This is a genomic window from Streptomyces bathyalis, assembly GCF_015910445.1.
Classification (GTDB): Bacteria; Actinomycetota; Actinomycetes; order Streptomycetales; family Streptomycetaceae; genus Streptomyces; species Streptomyces bathyalis.
The window spans coordinates 2,863,692-2,881,553 of record NZ_CP048882.1 but is presented as its reverse complement, the minus strand read 5'-3'; the positions used below and the strand labels follow the sequence as shown (position 1 = coordinate 2,881,553).

The 17,862-nt window shown below is 71.5% G+C and carries 16 protein-coding genes and 1 tRNA gene; 12 read left to right on the top strand and 5 right to left on the bottom strand.

Annotated features, from left to right (window positions below; all coding sequences use genetic code 11):
* Nucleotides 1–65: 65 nt before the first annotated feature.
* The 4 genes from G4Z16_RS12465 to G4Z16_RS12450 form a co-directional block, all read right to left on the bottom strand.
* Nucleotides 66–749, bottom strand: coding sequence for a response regulator transcription factor (locus tag G4Z16_RS12465; protein WP_281393687.1), 684 nt, complete (start codon nucleotides 747–749; stop codon nucleotides 66–68).
* A 139-nt stretch (nucleotides 750–888) separates the two neighbouring features.
* On the bottom strand, nucleotides 889–2,208 hold the full coding sequence (locus G4Z16_RS12460) for a sensor histidine kinase (RefSeq protein ID WP_197350854.1): 1,320 nt from the start codon (nucleotides 2,206–2,208) through the stop codon (nucleotides 889–891).
* 247 nt (nucleotides 2,209–2,455) lie between these two features.
* Complete coding sequence (locus tag G4Z16_RS12455; protein ID WP_197350853.1) at nucleotides 2,456–3,706, bottom strand: sensor histidine kinase; 1,251 nt, start codon at nucleotides 3,704–3,706, stop codon at nucleotides 2,456–2,458.
* Nucleotides 3,707–3,949: 243 nt separating this feature from the next.
* Complete coding sequence (locus tag G4Z16_RS12450; RefSeq protein ID WP_246530815.1) at nucleotides 3,950–4,789, bottom strand: serine protease; 840 nt, start codon at nucleotides 4,787–4,789, stop codon at nucleotides 3,950–3,952.
* 386 nt (nucleotides 4,790–5,175) lie between these two features.
* Between G4Z16_RS12450 and G4Z16_RS12445 the strand changes: the two genes are divergently transcribed.
* From G4Z16_RS12445 to htpX, 11 genes are all read left to right on the top strand, one after another.
* Complete coding sequence (locus G4Z16_RS12445; protein ID WP_197350852.1) at nucleotides 5,176–5,547, top strand: NADH-quinone oxidoreductase subunit A; 372 nt, start codon at nucleotides 5,176–5,178, stop codon at nucleotides 5,545–5,547.
* Nucleotides 5,538–6,251 carry an NADH-quinone oxidoreductase subunit B gene (locus G4Z16_RS12440; RefSeq protein WP_197350851.1) on the top strand — a complete coding sequence of 238 codons (714 nt, stop codon included), beginning with the start codon at nucleotides 5,538–5,540 and terminating at the stop codon, nucleotides 6,249–6,251. The genes G4Z16_RS12445 and G4Z16_RS12440 overlap by 10 nt, the downstream gene beginning before the upstream one ends.
* Nucleotides 6,248–7,516, top strand: coding sequence for an NADH-quinone oxidoreductase subunit C (locus G4Z16_RS12435; protein WP_197350850.1), 1,269 nt, complete (start codon nucleotides 6,248–6,250; stop codon nucleotides 7,514–7,516). The genes G4Z16_RS12440 and G4Z16_RS12435 overlap by 4 nt, the downstream gene beginning before the upstream one ends.
* On the top strand, nucleotides 7,513–8,475 hold the full coding sequence (locus G4Z16_RS12430) for a complex I subunit 1/NuoH family protein (protein ID WP_197354429.1): 963 nt from the start codon (nucleotides 7,513–7,515) through the stop codon (nucleotides 8,473–8,475). The genes G4Z16_RS12435 and G4Z16_RS12430 overlap by 4 nt, the downstream gene beginning before the upstream one ends.
* Entirely contained in the window at nucleotides 8,475–9,113 is a 639-nt protein-coding gene (locus G4Z16_RS12425; protein ID WP_197350849.1) for a NuoI/complex I 23 kDa subunit family protein, read from the top strand. Before G4Z16_RS12430 ends, G4Z16_RS12425 begins: the two co-directional genes overlap by 1 nt.
* Nucleotides 9,110–9,679: an NADH-quinone oxidoreductase subunit J family protein gene (locus G4Z16_RS12420; protein ID WP_197350848.1), complete on the top strand. Its 570-nt coding sequence runs from the start codon at nucleotides 9,110–9,112 to the stop codon at nucleotides 9,677–9,679. The genes G4Z16_RS12425 and G4Z16_RS12420 overlap by 4 nt, the downstream gene beginning before the upstream one ends.
* Nucleotides 9,679–10,107: an NADH-quinone oxidoreductase subunit NuoK gene (gene nuoK / locus G4Z16_RS12415; protein ID WP_197350847.1), complete on the top strand. Its 429-nt coding sequence runs from the start codon at nucleotides 9,679–9,681 to the stop codon at nucleotides 10,105–10,107. Before G4Z16_RS12420 ends, nuoK begins: the two co-directional genes overlap by 1 nt.
* Entirely contained in the window at nucleotides 10,104–12,134 is a 2,031-nt protein-coding gene (locus G4Z16_RS12410; RefSeq protein WP_197350846.1) for an NADH-quinone oxidoreductase subunit 5 family protein, read from the top strand. The genes nuoK and G4Z16_RS12410 overlap by 4 nt, the downstream gene beginning before the upstream one ends.
* Nucleotides 12,135–12,160: 26 nt before the next feature.
* Nucleotides 12,161–14,026, top strand: coding sequence for a complex I subunit 4 family protein (locus G4Z16_RS12400; protein WP_246531275.1), 1,866 nt, complete (start codon nucleotides 12,161–12,163; stop codon nucleotides 14,024–14,026).
* Nucleotides 14,023–15,648: an NADH-quinone oxidoreductase subunit N gene (locus G4Z16_RS12395; protein ID WP_197350845.1), complete on the top strand. Its 1,626-nt coding sequence runs from the start codon at nucleotides 14,023–14,025 to the stop codon at nucleotides 15,646–15,648. The genes G4Z16_RS12400 and G4Z16_RS12395 overlap by 4 nt, the downstream gene beginning before the upstream one ends.
* A 191-nt stretch (nucleotides 15,649–15,839) precedes the next feature.
* Nucleotides 15,840–16,700 (top strand): zinc metalloprotease HtpX, encoded by an 861-nt coding sequence (gene htpX / locus G4Z16_RS12390; RefSeq protein WP_197350844.1) that lies wholly within the window; start codon nucleotides 15,840–15,842, stop codon nucleotides 16,698–16,700.
* 307 nt (nucleotides 16,701–17,007) lie between these two features.
* On the opposite strand, the gene G4Z16_RS12385 is transcribed toward htpX, so the two are convergent.
* A complete protein-coding gene (locus tag G4Z16_RS12385) occupies nucleotides 17,008–17,496 on the bottom strand; it encodes a YajQ family cyclic di-GMP-binding protein (RefSeq protein ID WP_197350843.1) in 489 nt (162 codons plus the stop codon).
* Nucleotides 17,497–17,685: 189 nt separating this feature from the next.
* Here G4Z16_RS12385 and G4Z16_RS12380 point away from each other — a divergent pair.
* Nucleotides 17,686–17,767 (top strand) — tRNA-Tyr (locus G4Z16_RS12380).
* Nucleotides 17,768–17,862: the final 95 nt, after the last annotated feature.

The window sequence follows — 17,862 nt, the reverse complement described above, 5'->3', positions numbered from 1 at the left end:
CTCAGGACGCCTGCGACCGGATGCCGGACCTGCCGGGGACCTGCGGCGGCCCTCGGCCGGCACGGCTAGGAGTTGATGTACGTCAGCACCGCCAGCACGCGGCGGTGATCAGCGTCACTCTGTGACAGACCCAGCTTCATGAAGATGTTGCTCACGTGCTTCTCGACGGCGCCGTGGCTGACCACGAGCTGCTGTGCGATCGCGGAGTTCGTCCGGCCCTCCGCCATCAGCCCCAGCACCTCCCGCTCGCGCGGAGTCAGCGCCGCCAGTACGTCCTGCTTGCGGCTGCGGCCCAGCAGCTGGGCCACCACCTCCGGGTCGAGCGCCGTGCCGCCATGGGCGACACGGACCACCGCGTCCACGAACTCCCGCACCTCGGCCACGCGGTCCTTGAGCAGGTAGCCCACGCCGCTGCTGGAGCCGGCGAGCAGTTCGGTGGCGTACTGCTCCTCCACGTACTGCGAAAGCACCAGGACGCCCAGGTCGGCGTGGGCCTCGCGGAGTGCGATGGCGGCGCGCACACCCTCGTCCGTGTGGGTCGGCGGCATCCGTACGTCCGCGACCACCACGTCCGGCGGTGAGCCCGCGGCGGCGAGGTCGGCGACCGTCTTGACCAGCGCGTCGCCGTCCCCGACGCCCGCGACGACCTCGTGGCCCCGGTCCGTGAGCAGCCGGGTCAGGCCCTCGCGCAGCAGCACCGAGTCCTCGGCGATGACCACGCGCACCCTGTCCTCCACGTCCTTCGCCATTCACGGCCCCCGGTTTCTCCCTGCGTCCTGCTCTCTAAGACGCCTGCGACGCGCTCAGCATTCCAGAAGCCGGGCCGCCGGACGGGGGGACGCGGCAGCGGGGCGGCAGGTTGCCGCCCCGCTCGGGTACGGGCGCGGGTCAGTCACGCCAGGGGAGTTCGGCGGTGATGGTGGTGGGGCCGCCGGTGGGGGAGTTGATGGCGAGGAGGCCGTCGACGGCGGTGAGGCGTTCGGTGAGTCCGGCGAGTCCGGTGCCGGTGGTGGTGTTGGCGCCGCCGTGTCCGTCGTCGGTGACGTGGAGGAGGAGTCGGTCTTCGGTGCGCCACAGGTCGATGCGTGCGGTGTGGGCGGCGGAGTGTTTGCTGATGTTCTGGAGGAGTTCGGAGACGGTGAAGTAGGTGATGCCTTCGATGGCTTGGGCGGGGCGGGTGTCGAGGTCGACGGTGACGGTGACGTCGGCGGTGCAGCGTGCGGCGAGTGCTGAGAGGGCGGGGCCCAGGCCGCGGTCGGTGAGGATGGCGGGGTGGATTCCGCGGGCGAGGTCGCGGAGTTCTTGGAGGGCGAGTTTCACTTCGCCGTGTGCTTCGCCGACCATGGCGGCGGCTGCTTGGGGGTCTTCGAGGAGTTTTTCCTTGGCGAGGCCGAGGTCCATGGCGAGGGCGACGAGGCGTGCTTGGGCGCCGTCGTGGAGGTCGCGTTCGATGCGGCGCAGGTCGGCGGCGGCGGTGTCGACCACCGAACCACGATCCGACTCCAGCTCCCGTACGCGCGTCGCGAGGGAGGACGGGCCGAGCAGCCCGAGCACCATCAGACGGTCGACCTGGGTGAGTCCCCGCACGACCCACGGCGTGACCAGCAGCAGCGCCGCTCCCGTCGCGGCGACGGCCAGCAGCTCCAGCGGCCGGTCCGCGTACCAGCCCGCGGTGCGGCCTTCGGACCACCCGATGCCGGGCTGGTCCAGGTACCGCGGATAGACCCACTGCCAGGCGGGATACAGCGCCAGCGGCCACGCCAGGGTCCACAGGACGACAGTGACGACGAAGGAGAAGACCGCCCACGGGAAGTGCAGCACCGTGTAGAGCAGGTGCCGCCAGGAGACGCCGCTGCGCAGCAGCGCCCCCACCCACGCCATGAGCCCGTTGCGCCGCTGGAGCGTCCGTACGGGCTCGGGCTCGGCGATCTCCAGGCGCAGCAGCACCCTTGCGCGTGCCCGCTCCAGGCGGCCGACCGCGCGGCAGCCCAGCAGGCCCGCGGCGAGGATGGGCACTCCGAGGAAGGTGATCAGCAGCCCGGCGCCCGTCGAGAGCGTCGTGACCGCGTACGCGAAGTACACGCACGCCAGCGGCATGCCCGTGACGACGTGCAGGAACTCCAGCCAGGTGCGGCCCTCGAAGGGGGCGCGCAGCACACCCGGCACCCCGTGGGGGCGGGGCCGCGCAATGTCGGATGCGGTGGCCATGGGATGTGCCCGTCCTTCCGGGTCCGTGGGGCGGATGCCGTACGCGCACCGGGCGCGAGGCGGGCCCGGCGGGGTGGCGAGCCGGGGCCGGGCCCGGTGCACGGCCCACGCGAGCCTCACTCACAGAATCCGCCGACGGCACGTTCCGCGGCCATGGCGTGAGCACGCGTCTCGTGGCGGGGGTTTACCCCACCCCTGGTGACGGCGGGGCCCTGGTCCAGGAGGCAGCGGCTCCGGCGGGCCGGAGTCAGCCGCTCCGCAGGCGCTGCCTGCGCCCGCGCTTGCGGGGAGCCGTGCTGTCGCTGCCTCGCCCTTGGTCTTCGTCCCGCCCCCGCCAGGGGAGTTCGGCGGTGATGGTGGTGGGGCCGCCGGTGGGGGAGTTGATGGCGAGGAGGCCGTCGACGGCGGTGAGGCGTTCGGTGAGTCCGGCGAGTCCGGTGCCGGTGGTGGTGTTGGCGCCGCCGTGTCCGTCGTCGGTGACGTGGAGGAGGAGTCGGTCTTCGGTGCGCCACAGGTCGATGCGTGCGGTGTGGGCGGCGGAGTGTTTGCTGATGTTCTGGAGGAGTTCGGAGACGGTGAAGTAGGTGATGCCTTCGATGGCTTGGGCGGGGCGGGTGTCGAGGTCGACGGTGACGGTGACGTCGGCGGTGCAGCGTGCGGCGAGTGATGAGAGGGCGGGGCCCAGGCCGCGGTCGGTGAGGATGGCGGGGTGGATTCCGCGGGCGAGGTCGCGGAGTTCTTGGAGGGCGAGTTTCACTTCGCCGTGTGCTTCGCCGACCATGGCGGCGGCTGCTTGGGGGTCTTCGAGGAGTTTTTCCTTGGCGAGGCCGAGGTCCATGGCGAGGGCGACGAGGCGTGCTTGGGCGCCGTCGTGGAGGTCGCGTTCGATGCGGCGCAGGTCGGCGGCGGCGGTGTCGACCACCGAACCACGATCCGACTCCAGCTCGGCGATGCGCCGCTCCAGTTCGTCCGAGGGTGAGAGCAGTGCACGTACGAACGCGCGGTCGACATTGGTCAGGCCGCGCGTCAGCCACGGCAGCACCGGCCAGGCCACGAACAGCGCGGGCAGGACCAGCCCGAAGGTGAGCCAGTCCCAGGGCAGGCGGACGAAGAAGTAGAGCACGTGCCGCCAGGCCACCGAGTCCCTCAGCCGCGTCCACAGCCAGGGCAGGAACCCGCGCTCACGCGCACGCAGCGGGCTCGGCTCCTCCACGTGCACGCGCAGCAGCTTCCTTGCACGCGCCCGCTCGAAACGTCCCAGCGGACGGACGCCGACCAGCGTGATCGCGAGCAGCGGGAGCCCGACCAGAGTGAACGAGAGCGCCGCGCCGGCGGAGATGAACACCGTGACGTAGGCGAAGCCCGCCACACCGACCGGCATGTTGCTCAGCAGATGAACGATCTCGCGCCACGTCTGCGCGCCGAGCACCGGCGCCGGCGGCGGAAGGCGTTCGTCGTGAGGTTCCCCGGCACCAGGACGGTGTGCACTCGCGGTCATGGGCCAAGACTGCCGGGTGACGGGGGGTGGCGCCATGGGGTAGGGCGGGGGGACGGCGTGGGGTTAACCCCACCACGGCCCGCGGTCGCCCCTCGCCCCCGCGCACGACAACGCCTGCGCACGACAGCGCCTGCGCACGACAGCGCCTCCGGACGACAGCGCCTGCGCACGACAACGCCCGCGCTGCGCGGAGGCGCAGGCACGGGCGTCGTCGTCAGATGAACGGGACCGTACGGCCGGGCGTCAGCCCAGGTCGGCCGCCGCCTTCTTGATGTCGGCCGCGAAGTTGCTCACCTCGGTGTAGACACCGGGCTTGCCCTTGCGGGCGCAACCCTCGCCCCAGCTCACGATGCCGACCTGGACGAACTTGTCGTTCTCGTCCTTGATGAACATCGGGCCGCCGGAGTCGCCCTGGCAGCTGTCGATGCCGCCCTTCTCCATGTCACCGGCGCACAGCTCCTCGCCCACGACGAGCTCGCTGTAGGCACCCTTGCAGGTGTCGTCGTCGACGAACGGAACGTCGACCTTCAGCATCTTCTGCTGCTGCTCGCCGCCTTCCTTGTCCGCGCCCCAGCCGGCGACGGTGAAGGTGCCCTTGTTGTTGGCGTCGTCCTCGGCGATCGGCAGCGTCTCCTGGTCGATCGGCTTGGCCAGCTTGATCAGCGCCCAGTCCTTGCCCTTGCCGTCGTAACCCGGGGCCTGCAGGACCTCCTTGGACTTCACCTCGACCTTGTCGGCGTCCTCGAGGTCGACGACGCCGCCGGTGGCCGTGATGCTGTCGTTCGGGCCGCTACCGTCCACACAGTGGGCGGCGGTCAGGACGACGTCCTTCTCGAACAGCGCACCGCCGCAGCCCATGGACAGGCGGACCATCCACGGGAACTCGCCCTTCTTGGCCTCGGTGCCGCCGACGATCTTGGCGCTGATGTCGTCGGAGTGCTGCTCGACGCTCGACTGCGAGGTGGCCTTCGCCGCGCCGTCCTCGCCGGCCATGGCGATGCCCATGGGGGCGAGGCTCACGGCCGCGAGCGCCACAGCGGCACCCGCTATGAGTCTCGCTATCTTCTTCCGCTGCTTCTGCACGGGTTTTTCCTCTCGTGGGGGGTTACGCGCGTAGCCCGGCAGAGACGCACCAAATCGCCGTGGAAAACAGGGAATTGAGTGGCCCCCGACAAGCGTTGTGCGATTTTCTCCGGCCGTACGCGGCATGGCAAGGGGCGGTTTCCGGCGACAACGGCCCCATACAGGGGCACATGCGGCATGGAATCGGCTGCCCGGTCCCGCCGGGTGAAAGATTGCGCGCACGCCCTAGACTCCCCTGCGTACAAAGCGCTGGACGCATGACGCGGAAGGCGTGGTGAAAGTCGCCCACGGTGCGCGCCGGATCGCGGCCCTCGCGGCCGGCGCACCGCGCCGGGGAACACCGACACAGCGAGCGGCGAGCAGCCTGCGAGTGAGGAAGGGCGGACGTGCCGGACTATTTCCACGGCTATTCGGTCGTCGGGCTGGTCGCGGTGGTCGGAGTGCTCTTCGTCGCCGTGGCCTTCGGGGCCGGCCGGCTGCTGCGGCCGGTGGTGCCGACCCGTGAGAAGTTCCTCACGTACGAATGCGGAGTCGACCCGGTCGGAGAGGGCTGGGCCCATACGCAGATCCGCTACTACGTCTACGCCTTCCTGTATGTGATCTTCGCCGTCGACTCGGTCTTCCTCTTTCCGTGGGCGACCGTCTTCGCGGAGCCCGGGTTCGGCGGCATCACGCTGACGGAGATGTTCATCTTCCTGGGGTTCCTCACCGTGGGCCTGCTGTACGCGTGGAAGAAGGGCGTCCTGGAATGGACGTGACGAACACGGGGCGAGGTCCGGTGGACCTCCCGGACCCGGCACCGCCGGCGGCATCCGGCGCCGGAACGGTGGCGGCGAGGGCGATCGGCCCGCTGGCCAGGCTCGCCCCCGAACCGATGAAGGTCATCCTCAACTGGGGCCGCCGGTACAGCCTCTGGGTCTTCAACTTCGGACTCGCCTGCTGCGCCATCGAGTTCATCGCCGCTTCGATGGCCCGGCACGACTTCATCCGCCTCGGCGTCATCCCCTTCGCGCCCGGCCCCAGGCAGGCGGACCTGATGGTCGTCTCGGGGACGGTCACGGACAAGATGGCGCCCGCGGTGAAGCGGCTGTACGAGCAGATGCCGGAGCCGAAGTACGTGATCTCCTTCGGGGCCTGCTCCAACTGCGGTGGCCCGTACTGGGATTCGTACTCCGTCACGAAGGGCGTCGACCAGATCATCCCCGTCGACGTGTACGTGCCGGGCTGCCCGCCGCGGCCCGAGGCGCTGCTTCAGGGCGTGCTGAAGCTCCAGGAGAAGATCGCGCAGGAGTCGACGGCGGAGCGGTACGGGCCGTCCGCCGGGCCGGAGCCGGGCAAGGGCGCCGGTCGGCGTCCGTCGGCCGCCGCGCTGAAGAGCGGCCTGGTCGCGCCGCCGCCCGCGAAGGACGCGGACACCGGCGGGGAGCCGGGCCGCGCGCCTGAGGAGGGCGACGGCCGGTGACCGGGCCCGACGAGCCGAAGCAGACCGACGAGCCGGGCGAGCCGCGCGAGCGGCGCGAGCCGCGCGGGGCGAGCGGGGCGGACGGAGCCCCCGCCTCCTCCGGTGAGCAATCCGCACCCGAGCAGGACGAGGCGGCCGCCCCCGCGCTGCCCGAGTCCGCGACGACGCCGGCCGGCTGGCTGCCCGACGGTGCCGAGGCGCTGTTCGGCGAGGGAGCGCGCGCCGAGGAGGCGTACGGCCTGCTGACCGTCGACGTGCCGCCCGGTTCCTGGATTCCAGCGCTGGAAACCGCCCGGGACGCCCTCGGCTGCCGCTTCTTCGACTGGCTGAGCGCGGTGGACGAGCCGGGCACCGGCTTCCAGGTGTGCGCGCACGTGGCCGCGCTGCCGGACGCGGGGCGGCCCGGTGGTCCCGTGCACCGGCTGCTGCTGCGTACGACGGTGCCGCACGAGGCGCCCGTACTGGCCACGGCGACCGGTGTCTTCGCGGGTGCGGCCTGGCACGAGCGCGAGACCCACGAGATGTTCGGAGTGGCCTTCACCGACCACCCCGATCTGACTCCTCTGCTGCTGCCCGAGTCCTTCGAAGGGCATCCGCTGCGCAAGGACTTCGTGCTCGCCGCACGGGTGGCCAAGGCGTGGCCCGGCGCGGTGGAGCCCGGCGAGTCGTCCCACGGTGCGCCGAAGCGCAGGCAGATGCTGCCGCCCGGCGTCCCCGACCCCAACGAGTGGGGCCCGCTGAAGGGGCAGCTTCCGCCCGTGCCGTCCCGTCCCGCGCGCGGACGTGCGGGGCGTGCGGGTGCGGCGGAACGCCCGGCCCGGCGAGCCCGGTCGGCGAGCGCGGGCTCCGCCAGCCAGCGCGGTGCCGGGGAGACGGGCGAGCCGCAGGACGACGGTGCGCGGCAGCCCGGCGAGCGGGCCGGGCAGCCGTCAGAGCAGGCCGGGCAGCCGTCAGAGCAGCACCCGGCCCGGGACCGGGCTCAGGAACGGGCGCCCGAACAGGCCCAGGACGGGGCCCAGGACCGGGCCCAGGACGGGGCCCAGGACCAGGCAACGGACCGCACGCGGGAGCAGCCTCCAGAGGAGAAGCGGACGCCGGGTGCGTCCGGTGCCTCCCCTGCCTCCGACGCGCCGTGGCACGATGCCCGCCCGGCCAAGCGTGACAGCGGTGGCGGACGTGACGCGAGTGACGGCGACCGGGGTGAGGGCGACGGCGGCGACGCCGGCAGTGGGTCCGGTGACGGGCAGACGGAGGAGGGCGCCTGATGGATGTGGCGGACGTCCTCTGGCGGCTGCTCGCCGTGCTGCTGGCCTTCCTGCTGCTTCCGCTGATCGTCGGACAGGCGGAGCACAAGGCGATGGCCCACATGCAGGGCCGCGTGGGCCCCATGTACGCGGGCGGCTTCCACGGCTGGGCGCAACTCGTCGCGGACGGCGTGAAGTTCGCGCAGAAGGAAGACATCGTGCCGAGCGGTGCCGACCGCCGGGTCTTCCAACTGGCCCCGGCCATCGCGCTGTTGCCGTACCTCATCGTGCTGATCGCCATTCCCGTCGGGAAGGGCGACGCGGTCGGCCAGGTCGTCGATGCCGGCGTCTTCTTCGTGCTCGCCGTGATGGGCGTGGGCGTGCTCGGCTCGCTGATGGGCGGCTGGGCCTCCAACAACAAGTTCTCGCTGCTCGGCGGGCTCCGTACGGCGGCACAGCTCCTGGCGTACGAACTCCCCATGCTGCTGGCCGCCGCCTCCGTCGCGATGGCCGCGGGCACCCTCTCGCTCCCGGGCATCCTGGACGCCTGGCAGTGGTGGTGGCTGCCGTGGCAGATCATCGGCGGGCTGGTCTTCTTCACCGCCGGTCTCGCGGAGCTCCAGCGGCCGCCGTTCGACGCGCCGGTCGCCGACTCCGAGATCATCTTCGGTGCCTACACCGAGTACACAGGACTGCGGTTCGCGCTCTTCCTGCTCGCCGAGTACGCGGGCATCGTCGTGCTCTCCGCGCTGACGGCCGTGCTCTTCCTGGGTGGCTGGCACGGCCCGTCCGACAGTGAACTCGGCTGGGTGTGGACGCTGTTGAAGACGGCCGTCCTCGCCTTCGTCGTCATCTGGCTGCGGGTGAGCTATCCGCGTCTGCGTGAGGACCAGATCCAGCGCGTGGCCTGGACCGTGCTCGTCCCGCTCGCCCTTCTCCAGATCGCCCTCACCGGCGTCGTCAAGGTGGTGATCCAGTAATGCCCGTGCCCGGCTCCGGACTCGCCAAGGGGCTGGCCGTCACCCTTCGCACGATGACGCGCCGTTCGGTCACCGCGCACTACCCCGACTCCCTGCCCCAACTGCCGCCGCGCAGCCGCGGGGTGATCGGGCTCTTCGAGGAGAACTGCACGGTCTGCATGCTGTGCGCCCGCGAGTGCCCCGACTGGTGCATCTACATCGACTCGCACAAGGAGACGATGCCCGCCGCCACCCCCGGGGGCCGGGAGCGCAGCCGCAACGTCCTGGACCGCTTCGCGATCGACTTCGCGCTGTGCATGTACTGCGGCATCTGCATCGATGTCTGCCCCTTCGACGCGCTGTTCTGGTCACCGGAGTTCGAGTACGCCGAGACCGATATCCGCGACCTCACCCACGAGCGGGACAAGCTCCGTGAGTGGATGTGGACGGTGCCGGAGCCGCCGCCGCTGGATCCCGCGGCCGAGGAGCCGAAGGAGCTCGGCGCCGCGCACAAGGCCGCGGACAAACTCGCGGCGCAGCAGGCCGAGTCCGAGCAGCAGGCCGAGTCCGACGGGGAGAGCGAGCCCCCGCGAGAGACCGGGACGGACCCGTCCGGCCCGTCCGCGACGGCGCGGGACGAGCAGGAGGGCGATCGGTGATCCTCGCCGCGGCAGCCGCCCATCCCGGGTTCCTCTCACCCACCGGGGTCGAGATCGTCTTCGTGCTCGTGGGGCTGGCCACCTTCGGCGCCGCACTCGTCACCGTCACCACCAAGCAGCTCGTGCACGCCGCCCTGTGGCTGGTGGCGGCGCTCGGCGGTGTGGCCGTCGAATACCTGCTCCTCACGGCCGAGTTCATCGCCTGGGTCCAGGTCCTGATCTACGTGGGCTCGGTGGTCGTGCTCCTCCTCTTCGGGCTGATGCTCACCAAGGCGCCCATAGGGCGCTCGCCGGACGCCGACTCCGGAAACCGGTGGATCGCGCTCCTCGTCGCCGTCGCCTCGGCGGCGACGCTCGTCACGCTCGTCGTCGACGCCTTCCGCACCACCTGGATCGACCTGGACGTCGCCGCCGGGGGATCGACCCGGGTCACGGGCGAGGCGCTCTTCCGCGGCTGGGTTCTTCCCTTCGAAGCCTTGTCCGTACTGCTGCTCGCGGCGCTCGTCGGTGCCATAGTCCTCTCCCGACGGGCGGCGCCGGAGAAGAACGAGGAGGGGCAGCGCTGATGCATCTCGCGTACCCGGCCGTGCTCGCAGCCCTGCTCTTCTCCGCCGGTCTCTACGGCGTCCTCGCGCGCCGCAACGCCATCCTCATGCTGATGTCGGTCGAGTTGATGCTCAACGCCGTCAACCTCAACCTCGTCGCCTTCGACGTCTGGCTCCGCGAGGAGCTCCACACGGGACAGGCGCTCGCCCTCTTCACCATCGCCATCGCCGCCGCCGAGATCGGCATCGGCCTCGCCATCGTGCTGCTGGTGTACCGCAGCCGCGGCACCTCCGACATCGACCGGCTCAGAGATCTCCGTGAGGGCGGCCCCGGCGCGGACGGTGACGAGGCGGACCGCCCCGGCGAACCGGGCGGTGCGGCCGGCGGGAGAACGAGCGGTACGGCCGGCGTGACCGCATCCACCGACAGCGGGAGGCAGACAGCGTGAGCACCACGACCCTTGCCGCCCTCGTCCCCCTGCTGCCCTTCATGGGCGCCGTCGTGGGCCTGCTCACCGGCCGGCGCGCACCCGGCTTCGCCCGGCCGCTGGCCGTGCTTCCCACTCTCCTCTCGACGGCGTTCGCCATCACGGTCGCCGTGCGGCAGGGCGGCGGAGAGCCCCTGAGGGCCGCTACCGAGCTCACGCCTACGGGCTCCGCCGCCCTCCCCGTCCAACTGGCCCTGCAACTCGACGGGTTCGCCGTCCTCGTCGCGGTCCTGGTCGGCGTCGTCGCCTCCTGCGTGCAGCTGTACTCGACCGGCTATCTGCGCGAGGACCCGCGCTACGCGAGCTACGCCGCGTTCGTCTCCCTCTTCACCGCCGCGATGCTGCTCGTCGTCTACGCGGACGACCTCATCGTCCTGCTCGTCGGCTGGGAAGTCATGGGCATCTGCTCGTACTTCCTCGTGGGCCACTACTGGGAGACGCGCGTCGCCCGGGACGCGTCGATCAAGGCCTTCCTCGTCACCAAGCTCGGCGACGTGCCCTTCCTCATCGGCATCCTCGTGCTGGCCACCGAGGCGGGAACGTTCCGCATCAGCGGCATCACCGGCAAACTCACCTCCCAGCTCGCGCAGTTCGAGCTGACGCACCCGACTCTCATCGCGCTGCTGCTGCTCGCCGGTGTGGCGGGCAAGTCCGCGCAGTTCCCGCTGAACACCTGGCTGCCGGACGCGATGGCGGGTCCCACACCCGTCTCCGCGCTGATCCACGCGGCCACGATGGTCGCCGCCGGCGTGTACTTCGTCGCCCGGCTGCTGCCGGTCTTCGCGGCCTCGGCCGCCGCGCTCGTCGTGCTGGCGGTGATGGCGGCGGTCACGATCGTCGGATCGGCTCTTTCCGCGCTCGCGCAGGACGACATCAAACGCGTCCTCGCCTACTCGACGATCGGTCAACTCGCCTACATGGCAGGGGCGCTGGCCGTCGCCGACCGCGGCGCCGCCGTCTTCCACCTCCTCACGCACGGAGCGTTCAAGGCACTGCTCTTCCTCGCCGCGGGCGTCGTCATCCATGCGGCAGGCACCAACTCGCTCGCTGCCATGTCCCGCATGGGCGGCCTCAACAAGATCGCCCCCGACGCCTATTGGACGATGACGATCGGGCTGCTCGCCCTGGCCGCCGTGCCCCCCTTCAGCGGCTTCTTCTCCAAGGAGGCGGTGCTGGGCGCCGCGGAGCACGCCGCGTTCGGCGAGGCGCACGGCGGCGTCACCCCGGCGGGCGGCTGGGTCGTGCTCGTGGCCGGAATGCTCGGCGCGCTGCTGACCGCGGCGTACGCCACACGCCTGTGGCTGCTCGCCTTCCGCGGCGAAGGGCCGCGCGAGGCGGCCGAGGAACAGGGGCGCGAACCGGTCGTGATGAACGTCGTGCTGTGGGTCCTGGCCGTGCCGTCGATCGGGCTCGGACTCGCCTTCGGCGCGCTGCCGGGCTGGTTCGACAGCGAATCGCTCGCTCCCTCCCTTCCGACGTCCGTGCTCGCCACCGGCATCGCGCTCGCCGGCGGTCTGGTGATGTACGCGGCGTGGCGGCACACCACCGCGCTCGCCGCCTCCCGCGCGCCCATGGGAGCCGTCGTCGCACACCCGCACGGCGACCCGGCCCTCTCCGAGGCCGAGGCCATCGCCACGCACGAACCCGTCTACGGGGACATCGCCTCCGCCCCCGACCCCGCCGACCCGGGACGCCTGCTGCTGGGCCCCCTGCACGGGACCGCCGCGCACGGCTTCCGCCTGGACGCCGCCTACAGCGCGCTGTTCGTGCGTCCCACCAGGGCCGCGGCGCGCCTGGTGCGCTTCGTCGACCGTGAGGTCATCGACACCTACGTACGAGGGGCCGGCCTCGGGCCCCGGCTGCTCGGCACCCTCGTGCGCCGCACGCAGACCGGCAACACGCAGACCTACCTCGGCGCGCTGATCGTGGGCTCGCTGCTGCTCACCGTGGCCGTCGTCCTCGTCGCCGCCGGAACCGGAGGGGCCTGACAGTGATCTCGCTCAGCAACACCGTCATGCAGGCGCTCCTCATCGCCGTCCTCGTCGTTCCCCTGCTCGGCTCGGCCTCCGCTCTGCTGCCGGCGCCCCCCGGCCTCAAGGGACGCGGCCCGGCGCAGGCCGTGCTCCGGCACGGCGTCACCGTCACGGGCGTCGTCCTCGCCGCCACGGTGGTCCTCGCGCTCGGCTTCGACACCGGCCGGGCGGACACCATGCAGGCCGAGTCGGACGTCGAGTGGATCCCCTCCCTCGGCATCCACCTCCATCTCGGCGTGGACGGCGTCTCGTTGCCGCTGCTCGTGCTGACCGCCCTGCTCGCCTTCCTCTGCGCGCTCTACAGCTACGGCACCAACGCCAAGGCGGCGCCCGCCGGTTCGGACGGTGGCGCAAGTTCGGACGGTGGCGCCGGTTCGGACGCGGATGCCGGTGCCGACGGAGACGCCGCCAAGGACAAGGAGGCGGCTGCGGACGACACCGCGGACGGCGCGTCCACCGATGGCACGGGGGACAGCCGCCCGGAGGACGGCAGCCCGAAGGACGCCACCGGCCGCCGCGACGGCAGCCCGCAGGCGTTCGTCGCGCTGATCCTGCTCCTCGAGGCCGGGACGCTCGCCACCTTCGCCACGCTCGACCTGGTGCTCTTCTTCCTCGCCTTCGAGACCGTGCTCGTCCCGATGTACTTCCTGATCGCCCGCTGGGGCGTGGCCGAGCCCCGTGAACGGGGCCGCGCCGCCTGGAAGTTCATCCTCTACACGCTGCTCGGCTCCGTCGTGATGCTGCTCGGTCTGCTCCTCATCGGCTTCAAGACCGGCACCTTCGACATGGTGGCACTCGCCACCGACAGCCACCCGGCCCTGAGCGGCACCACGCAGATACTCGCCGTACTGGCCATCGGCATCGGCCTCGCCGTGAAGACCCCGATGTGGCCGCTGCACAGCTGGCTGCCCGACGCCCACACCGCGGCACCGACCGTCGGCTCCGTCCTGCTGGCCGGAGTCCTGCTGAAGATGGGCACGTACGGCTTCGTACGCATCCTGCTGCCGATCGCGCCCGAGGGCATGCGCACCTTCGCTCCGTACCTCGGCGCGCTCGCCGTGACCGGCATCGTCTACGGATCGCTGGCGTGCCTCGCCCTCGCACGCCGTGGCGCGCACGGCGACCTGAAGCGGCTCATCGCGTACTCGTCCGTGGGGCACATGGGCTTCGTGCTGCTCGGCATCGCCTCGATGACACCCACCGGCGTCAACGGCGCCCTCTTCGCGAACGTCGCGCACGGCCTCATCACCGGCTTGCTCTTCTTCCTCGTCGGCGCGCTCAAGGAGAGGACCGGCAGCACCGACCTCGACACCCTCGCGGGTGACACCGGCGGCGCGCTGTACGGCACCGCCCCGCGTTTCGGCGGGCTCCTCGCATTCGGCGCCGTCGCCTCGCTCGGGCTGCCCGGACTCGCCGGATTCTGGGGGGAGATGCTGACGCTGCTCGGCTCCTACGACCCGGCCGGTGGCCTCCACCGATCCGCGTTCGTCACCTACATGGCGATCGGCGGCCTCGGCACGCTGCTGACCGCCGCGTACATGCTCGTCGTCGTGCGCCGCGTCTGCATGGGTGACCCGTTCGAGGCACGCGAAGCCCCCCACGCCCGCGAACGCCCGGAGCTCCAGGGCCCGGAGCCGGGCACGGCCGCGCCCGCCGAGTCCGGGGAGGCGGGGGAGCACCCGCACCCCGAGCCCGTGACGGTGCACCTGCCGGAGCTGCGCAGCTACGAATACGCGGCCTGGACGCCGCTCGTCGTCCTCACCGTCGCCGCCGGACTGTGGCCCGCGCTCCTCCTCGGTCTCACCGACCCCGCCGTGCAGAGCCTCCTGCCGGGGGTGAGCCGATGACGCTCCCGGCACACGGTGCGGCGGAGGCCGTGCGGGCGGCACAGCCCCTGCACGCGACGAGCCTCGGAGAGCCGACGCAACTCGCGGCCTCCGCCGTGCAGTCCGTCGACTGGCTCGCGATCTCCCCGCCGACGATCGCCGCCGTGGCGGGGCTCGCGGTCCTCGTCGCCGACCTCTTCCTGTCCGAGCGCGGCAAGCGGCTGCTCGGGCCTGTCTCCGCCGTGACGCTGCTGCTGGCGGCGCTGCCCCTGCTCTTCCTCCGTACGAGGAACCTCAAGACCTTCTGCCTGCCCGACGGGTCCCAGGCGTGCGCCTACTCCGCCGACACCCTCGCGCTGGTGCTCCAATTCCTCGTGCTGGGCGCCGCGTTCGTCACCGCGCTGCTCTCGATGCCCGCGGTGCGCGACCTGGGGCTGCCCGCCGGCGAGTACTGGTTCCTGCTGCTGTCCGCCACCGCCGGAGCCGCCCTCATCCCCGCCTCCCGCGACCTGGTCACCCTCGTCATCGCGCTGGAGACGGCCTCGCTGCCCGCCTTCGCGCTCGTCGGGCTGCGCCGCGGCAGCCGCGGATCGGCAGAGGCCGCGCTGAAGTTCTTCCTCTCCTCCGTCACCGCCACAGCCGTCACCCTCCTCGGTGCGAGCTTCCTCTACGCCGTCACCGGCACTCTCTACTTCAAGGGGATCAGCGAGGGCCTCACCAGGGCCGATCCGCAGCTGGACGCACTCGGCAGCGCGGGCATCGCCCTCACCCTCGTCGGCTTCGCCTTCAAGGCGTCGGTCGTCCCCTTCCACTTCTGGGTCCCCGACACCTATGTGGGTGCGCCCGTGCCCGTCGCGGCGTTCCTCTCGGTCGTGGGCAAGACGGCGGGGATCTCCGGCCTCGTCCTCCTCCTCGTCCAGGCCTTCTCCACCCGCGCGGAGCTGTGGGGCACCGCCCTGGCTGTGCTCGCGGCCGTCACGATGACCGCCGGCAACGCCGCCGCCCTGCGCCAGGGCGCCGACCGCGCGCACGGCGCCGTGCGGCTGCTCGCCTGGTCTTCCGTCGGGCAGGCGGGGTACCTGCTGGTGCCCCTCGCCGCCGCCGCGTCCGACGTCGGCGGCAGCGAGCCCTCCGGCCCGGCCCTGTCCACCGTCGGCGCCACCGTGGCCTATCTGCTGATGTACGCGGCCGTGAACCTCGGCGCCTTCGCCGTCGTCGCGCACATCAGCCGCACCAGCAGTGCCAACCGCCTGGCCGACTACCGCGGCCTGTACGCGGCCCACCCGCTGGCCGCACTCGCGCTCGCCTTCTTCCTGCTCTGCCTCGCCGGCCTGCCGCCCGGCGTGATCGGCCTCTTCGCGAAGGTGGCGATCTTCTCCACGGCCGTCGCCAACGGCCTCGGCTGGCTGGCTGTGATCATGGCCGTGAACGTGGTGATCGCCCTCTTCTACTACCTGCGCTGGACCGCGCTCGCCTTCCGGCCCCCGGCGGCCGCCGTCGCCGCACAGGCCGGCGAAGAGCCGCAGCGGACCCGCATGGCGCCGCCGCTGGCGGCCGGGATCGCCCTCACCGCGGCAGCGGGCGTGGCCCTGTCCCTGAACCCGGATCTGGTGCTCACCTTCACCGCCGGGGGCCTGCGCTAACGGGCTCCCGCACGGGCAGCACGCCCCGGATCCCGCAAGCGGAAGGCCCCGCAGGGCCGTACGGGCTACATCGTCCCTGGCAGGGAACTGTTGTCCGGCTCCCGGCGTTGACCAGGGCGGAGAGGTTCCAGCGAACCGTGGCAGGACCACGCGGCTCAGGGTTCCCCTGATGCACCACTGGAGGGCGTACTGTGCACCGGCACAACGGGCTGAGGACGGCCCTGCTCCTCGGGGGACTGTCGGCACTCATCATCGTCATCGGCAGCTTCTTCGGCCGTGCGGGCCTCGTCATCGCGCTGCTCGTCGCCCTCGGCACGAACGGCTACGCGTACTGGCGCAGCGACAAGATCGCGCTGCGCGCCATGCGTGCCCGCCCGGTCAGCGAGTTCGAGGCACCCGAGCTGTACCGGATGGTGCGCGAGCTGTCCACGGCGGCCCGGCAGCCGATGCCCCGCCTGTACATCTCGCCCACGCAGGCGCCGAACGCCTTCGCCACCGGACGCAACCCCCGCAACGCGGCCGTGTGCTGCACCGACGGCATCCTGCGCCTGCTCGACGAGCGCGAGCTGCGCGGCGTCATCGGCCATGAGCTGAGTCACGTCTACAACCGCGACATCCTCATCTCCTCGGTCGCCGGCGCCCTCGCCTCGGTGGTGATGTTCCTCGTCAACTTCGCCTGGCTGATCCCCTTCGGGCGCAGCGACGACGACGAGGGTCCGGGCATCTTCGGCATGCTGCTGATCATGATCGTGGGGCCCCTCGCGGCCACCGTCATCCATCTGGCCGTCTCCCGTTCCCGCGAGTACGAGGCGGACGCGTCGGGCGCCCAGCTCACCGGAGATCCGCTCGCCCTGGCGTCCGCGCTGCGCAAACTCGAAGCGGGCACCAAGCAGTTGCCGCTGCCGCCGGAGCCGAGGCTGGAGACGGCGAGCCACCTGATGATCGCGAACCCGTTCCGCCGCGGCGAGGGCATGGCCCGCCTCTTCTCGACGCACCCGCCCATGGCTCAGCGGGTCGCGCGACTGGAGCGCATGGCGGGGCGGCGCCGGTAGACGGGGTCCGGCACGAGGCCTACGGGTGCCTGGTCCGGAGGGGAGCCCTCGGTCGGGCCGCGTGATTCCAGGCCCGTACGAGCCGGCCGCGGGTGCCCGCCGAAGACCTCCTCACCATCCACGTGCTGCTCGCTCATGCGGTGACCTCACTCACACCGCGCTCCCTGCCGGGCCGGCGCACGGTCGCGGCACGGGGCACGACCGGGACGGCTCGCGATGCCGTGCCTCGCCGTGCCCCCTGAGTGCCGCATGCCGTGACCCGGCGACGTACGCGCCGGGGCAGTGCCGGAGGTCAACGGGCCGCTGCTCAGCGGTAGTTCACGAACTGCAGCGGAAAGTCGAAGTCCTTGCCCTTCAACAGCGCGATGATCTCCTGCAGATGGTCGCGGCTCTTGGAGGAGACCCGCAGCTCGTCGCCCTGCACCTGGGCCTTGACGCCCTTGGGGCCCTCGTCGCGGATGACCTTCGCGATCTTCTTGGCCTCGTCCTGCGCGATGCCTTCCTTCAGCGTCGCGGAGATCTTGTACTCCTTGCCGGAGGACTGCGGCTCTCCCGGGTCCAGTGCCTTCAGCGAGATCCCGCGCTTCACCAGCTTGGACTGGAAGATGTCGAGAACGGCCTTCACCCGTTCCTCGGCGTTGGCCCGCATCTCGATCCGCTCGCCCGACCACGCGATCGAGGCGTCCACGCCGCGGAAGTCGTAACGCTGCGAGATCTCCTTGGAGGCCTGGTTGATGGCGTTGTCAACCTCCTGCCGCTCGACCTTCGAGACGATGTCGAAACTGGAGTCCGCCATGGTGAGTTGGCTCCTCGTGATTGATCCGTCAGAGAAGCGGTCCGCGACGCGCACCGCGCGGTCAGCCTAGCCACTGAGCAGCGCCCGCACCCCTGATCAACCGGGTGGCGAAGCACCCCCGGTCATCGGGTATGGTTTACACCGTTGCCGCGGAGCACCGCCCAAGGGCGGGCCGGGCAGCAAAACCCAGGCGGTGTGCCCGAGCGGCCAAAGGGAGCAGACTGTAAATCTGCCGGCTCAGCCTTCCTAGGTTCGAATCCTAGCGCCGCCACAGCGATGAATCCGACCCCTGACCAGCAAGACGGTCAGGGGTCGGCTTTTGCGTGATCACTGGGAGACGCCGTCGTTCCCTCGGCTCCCCGCCCT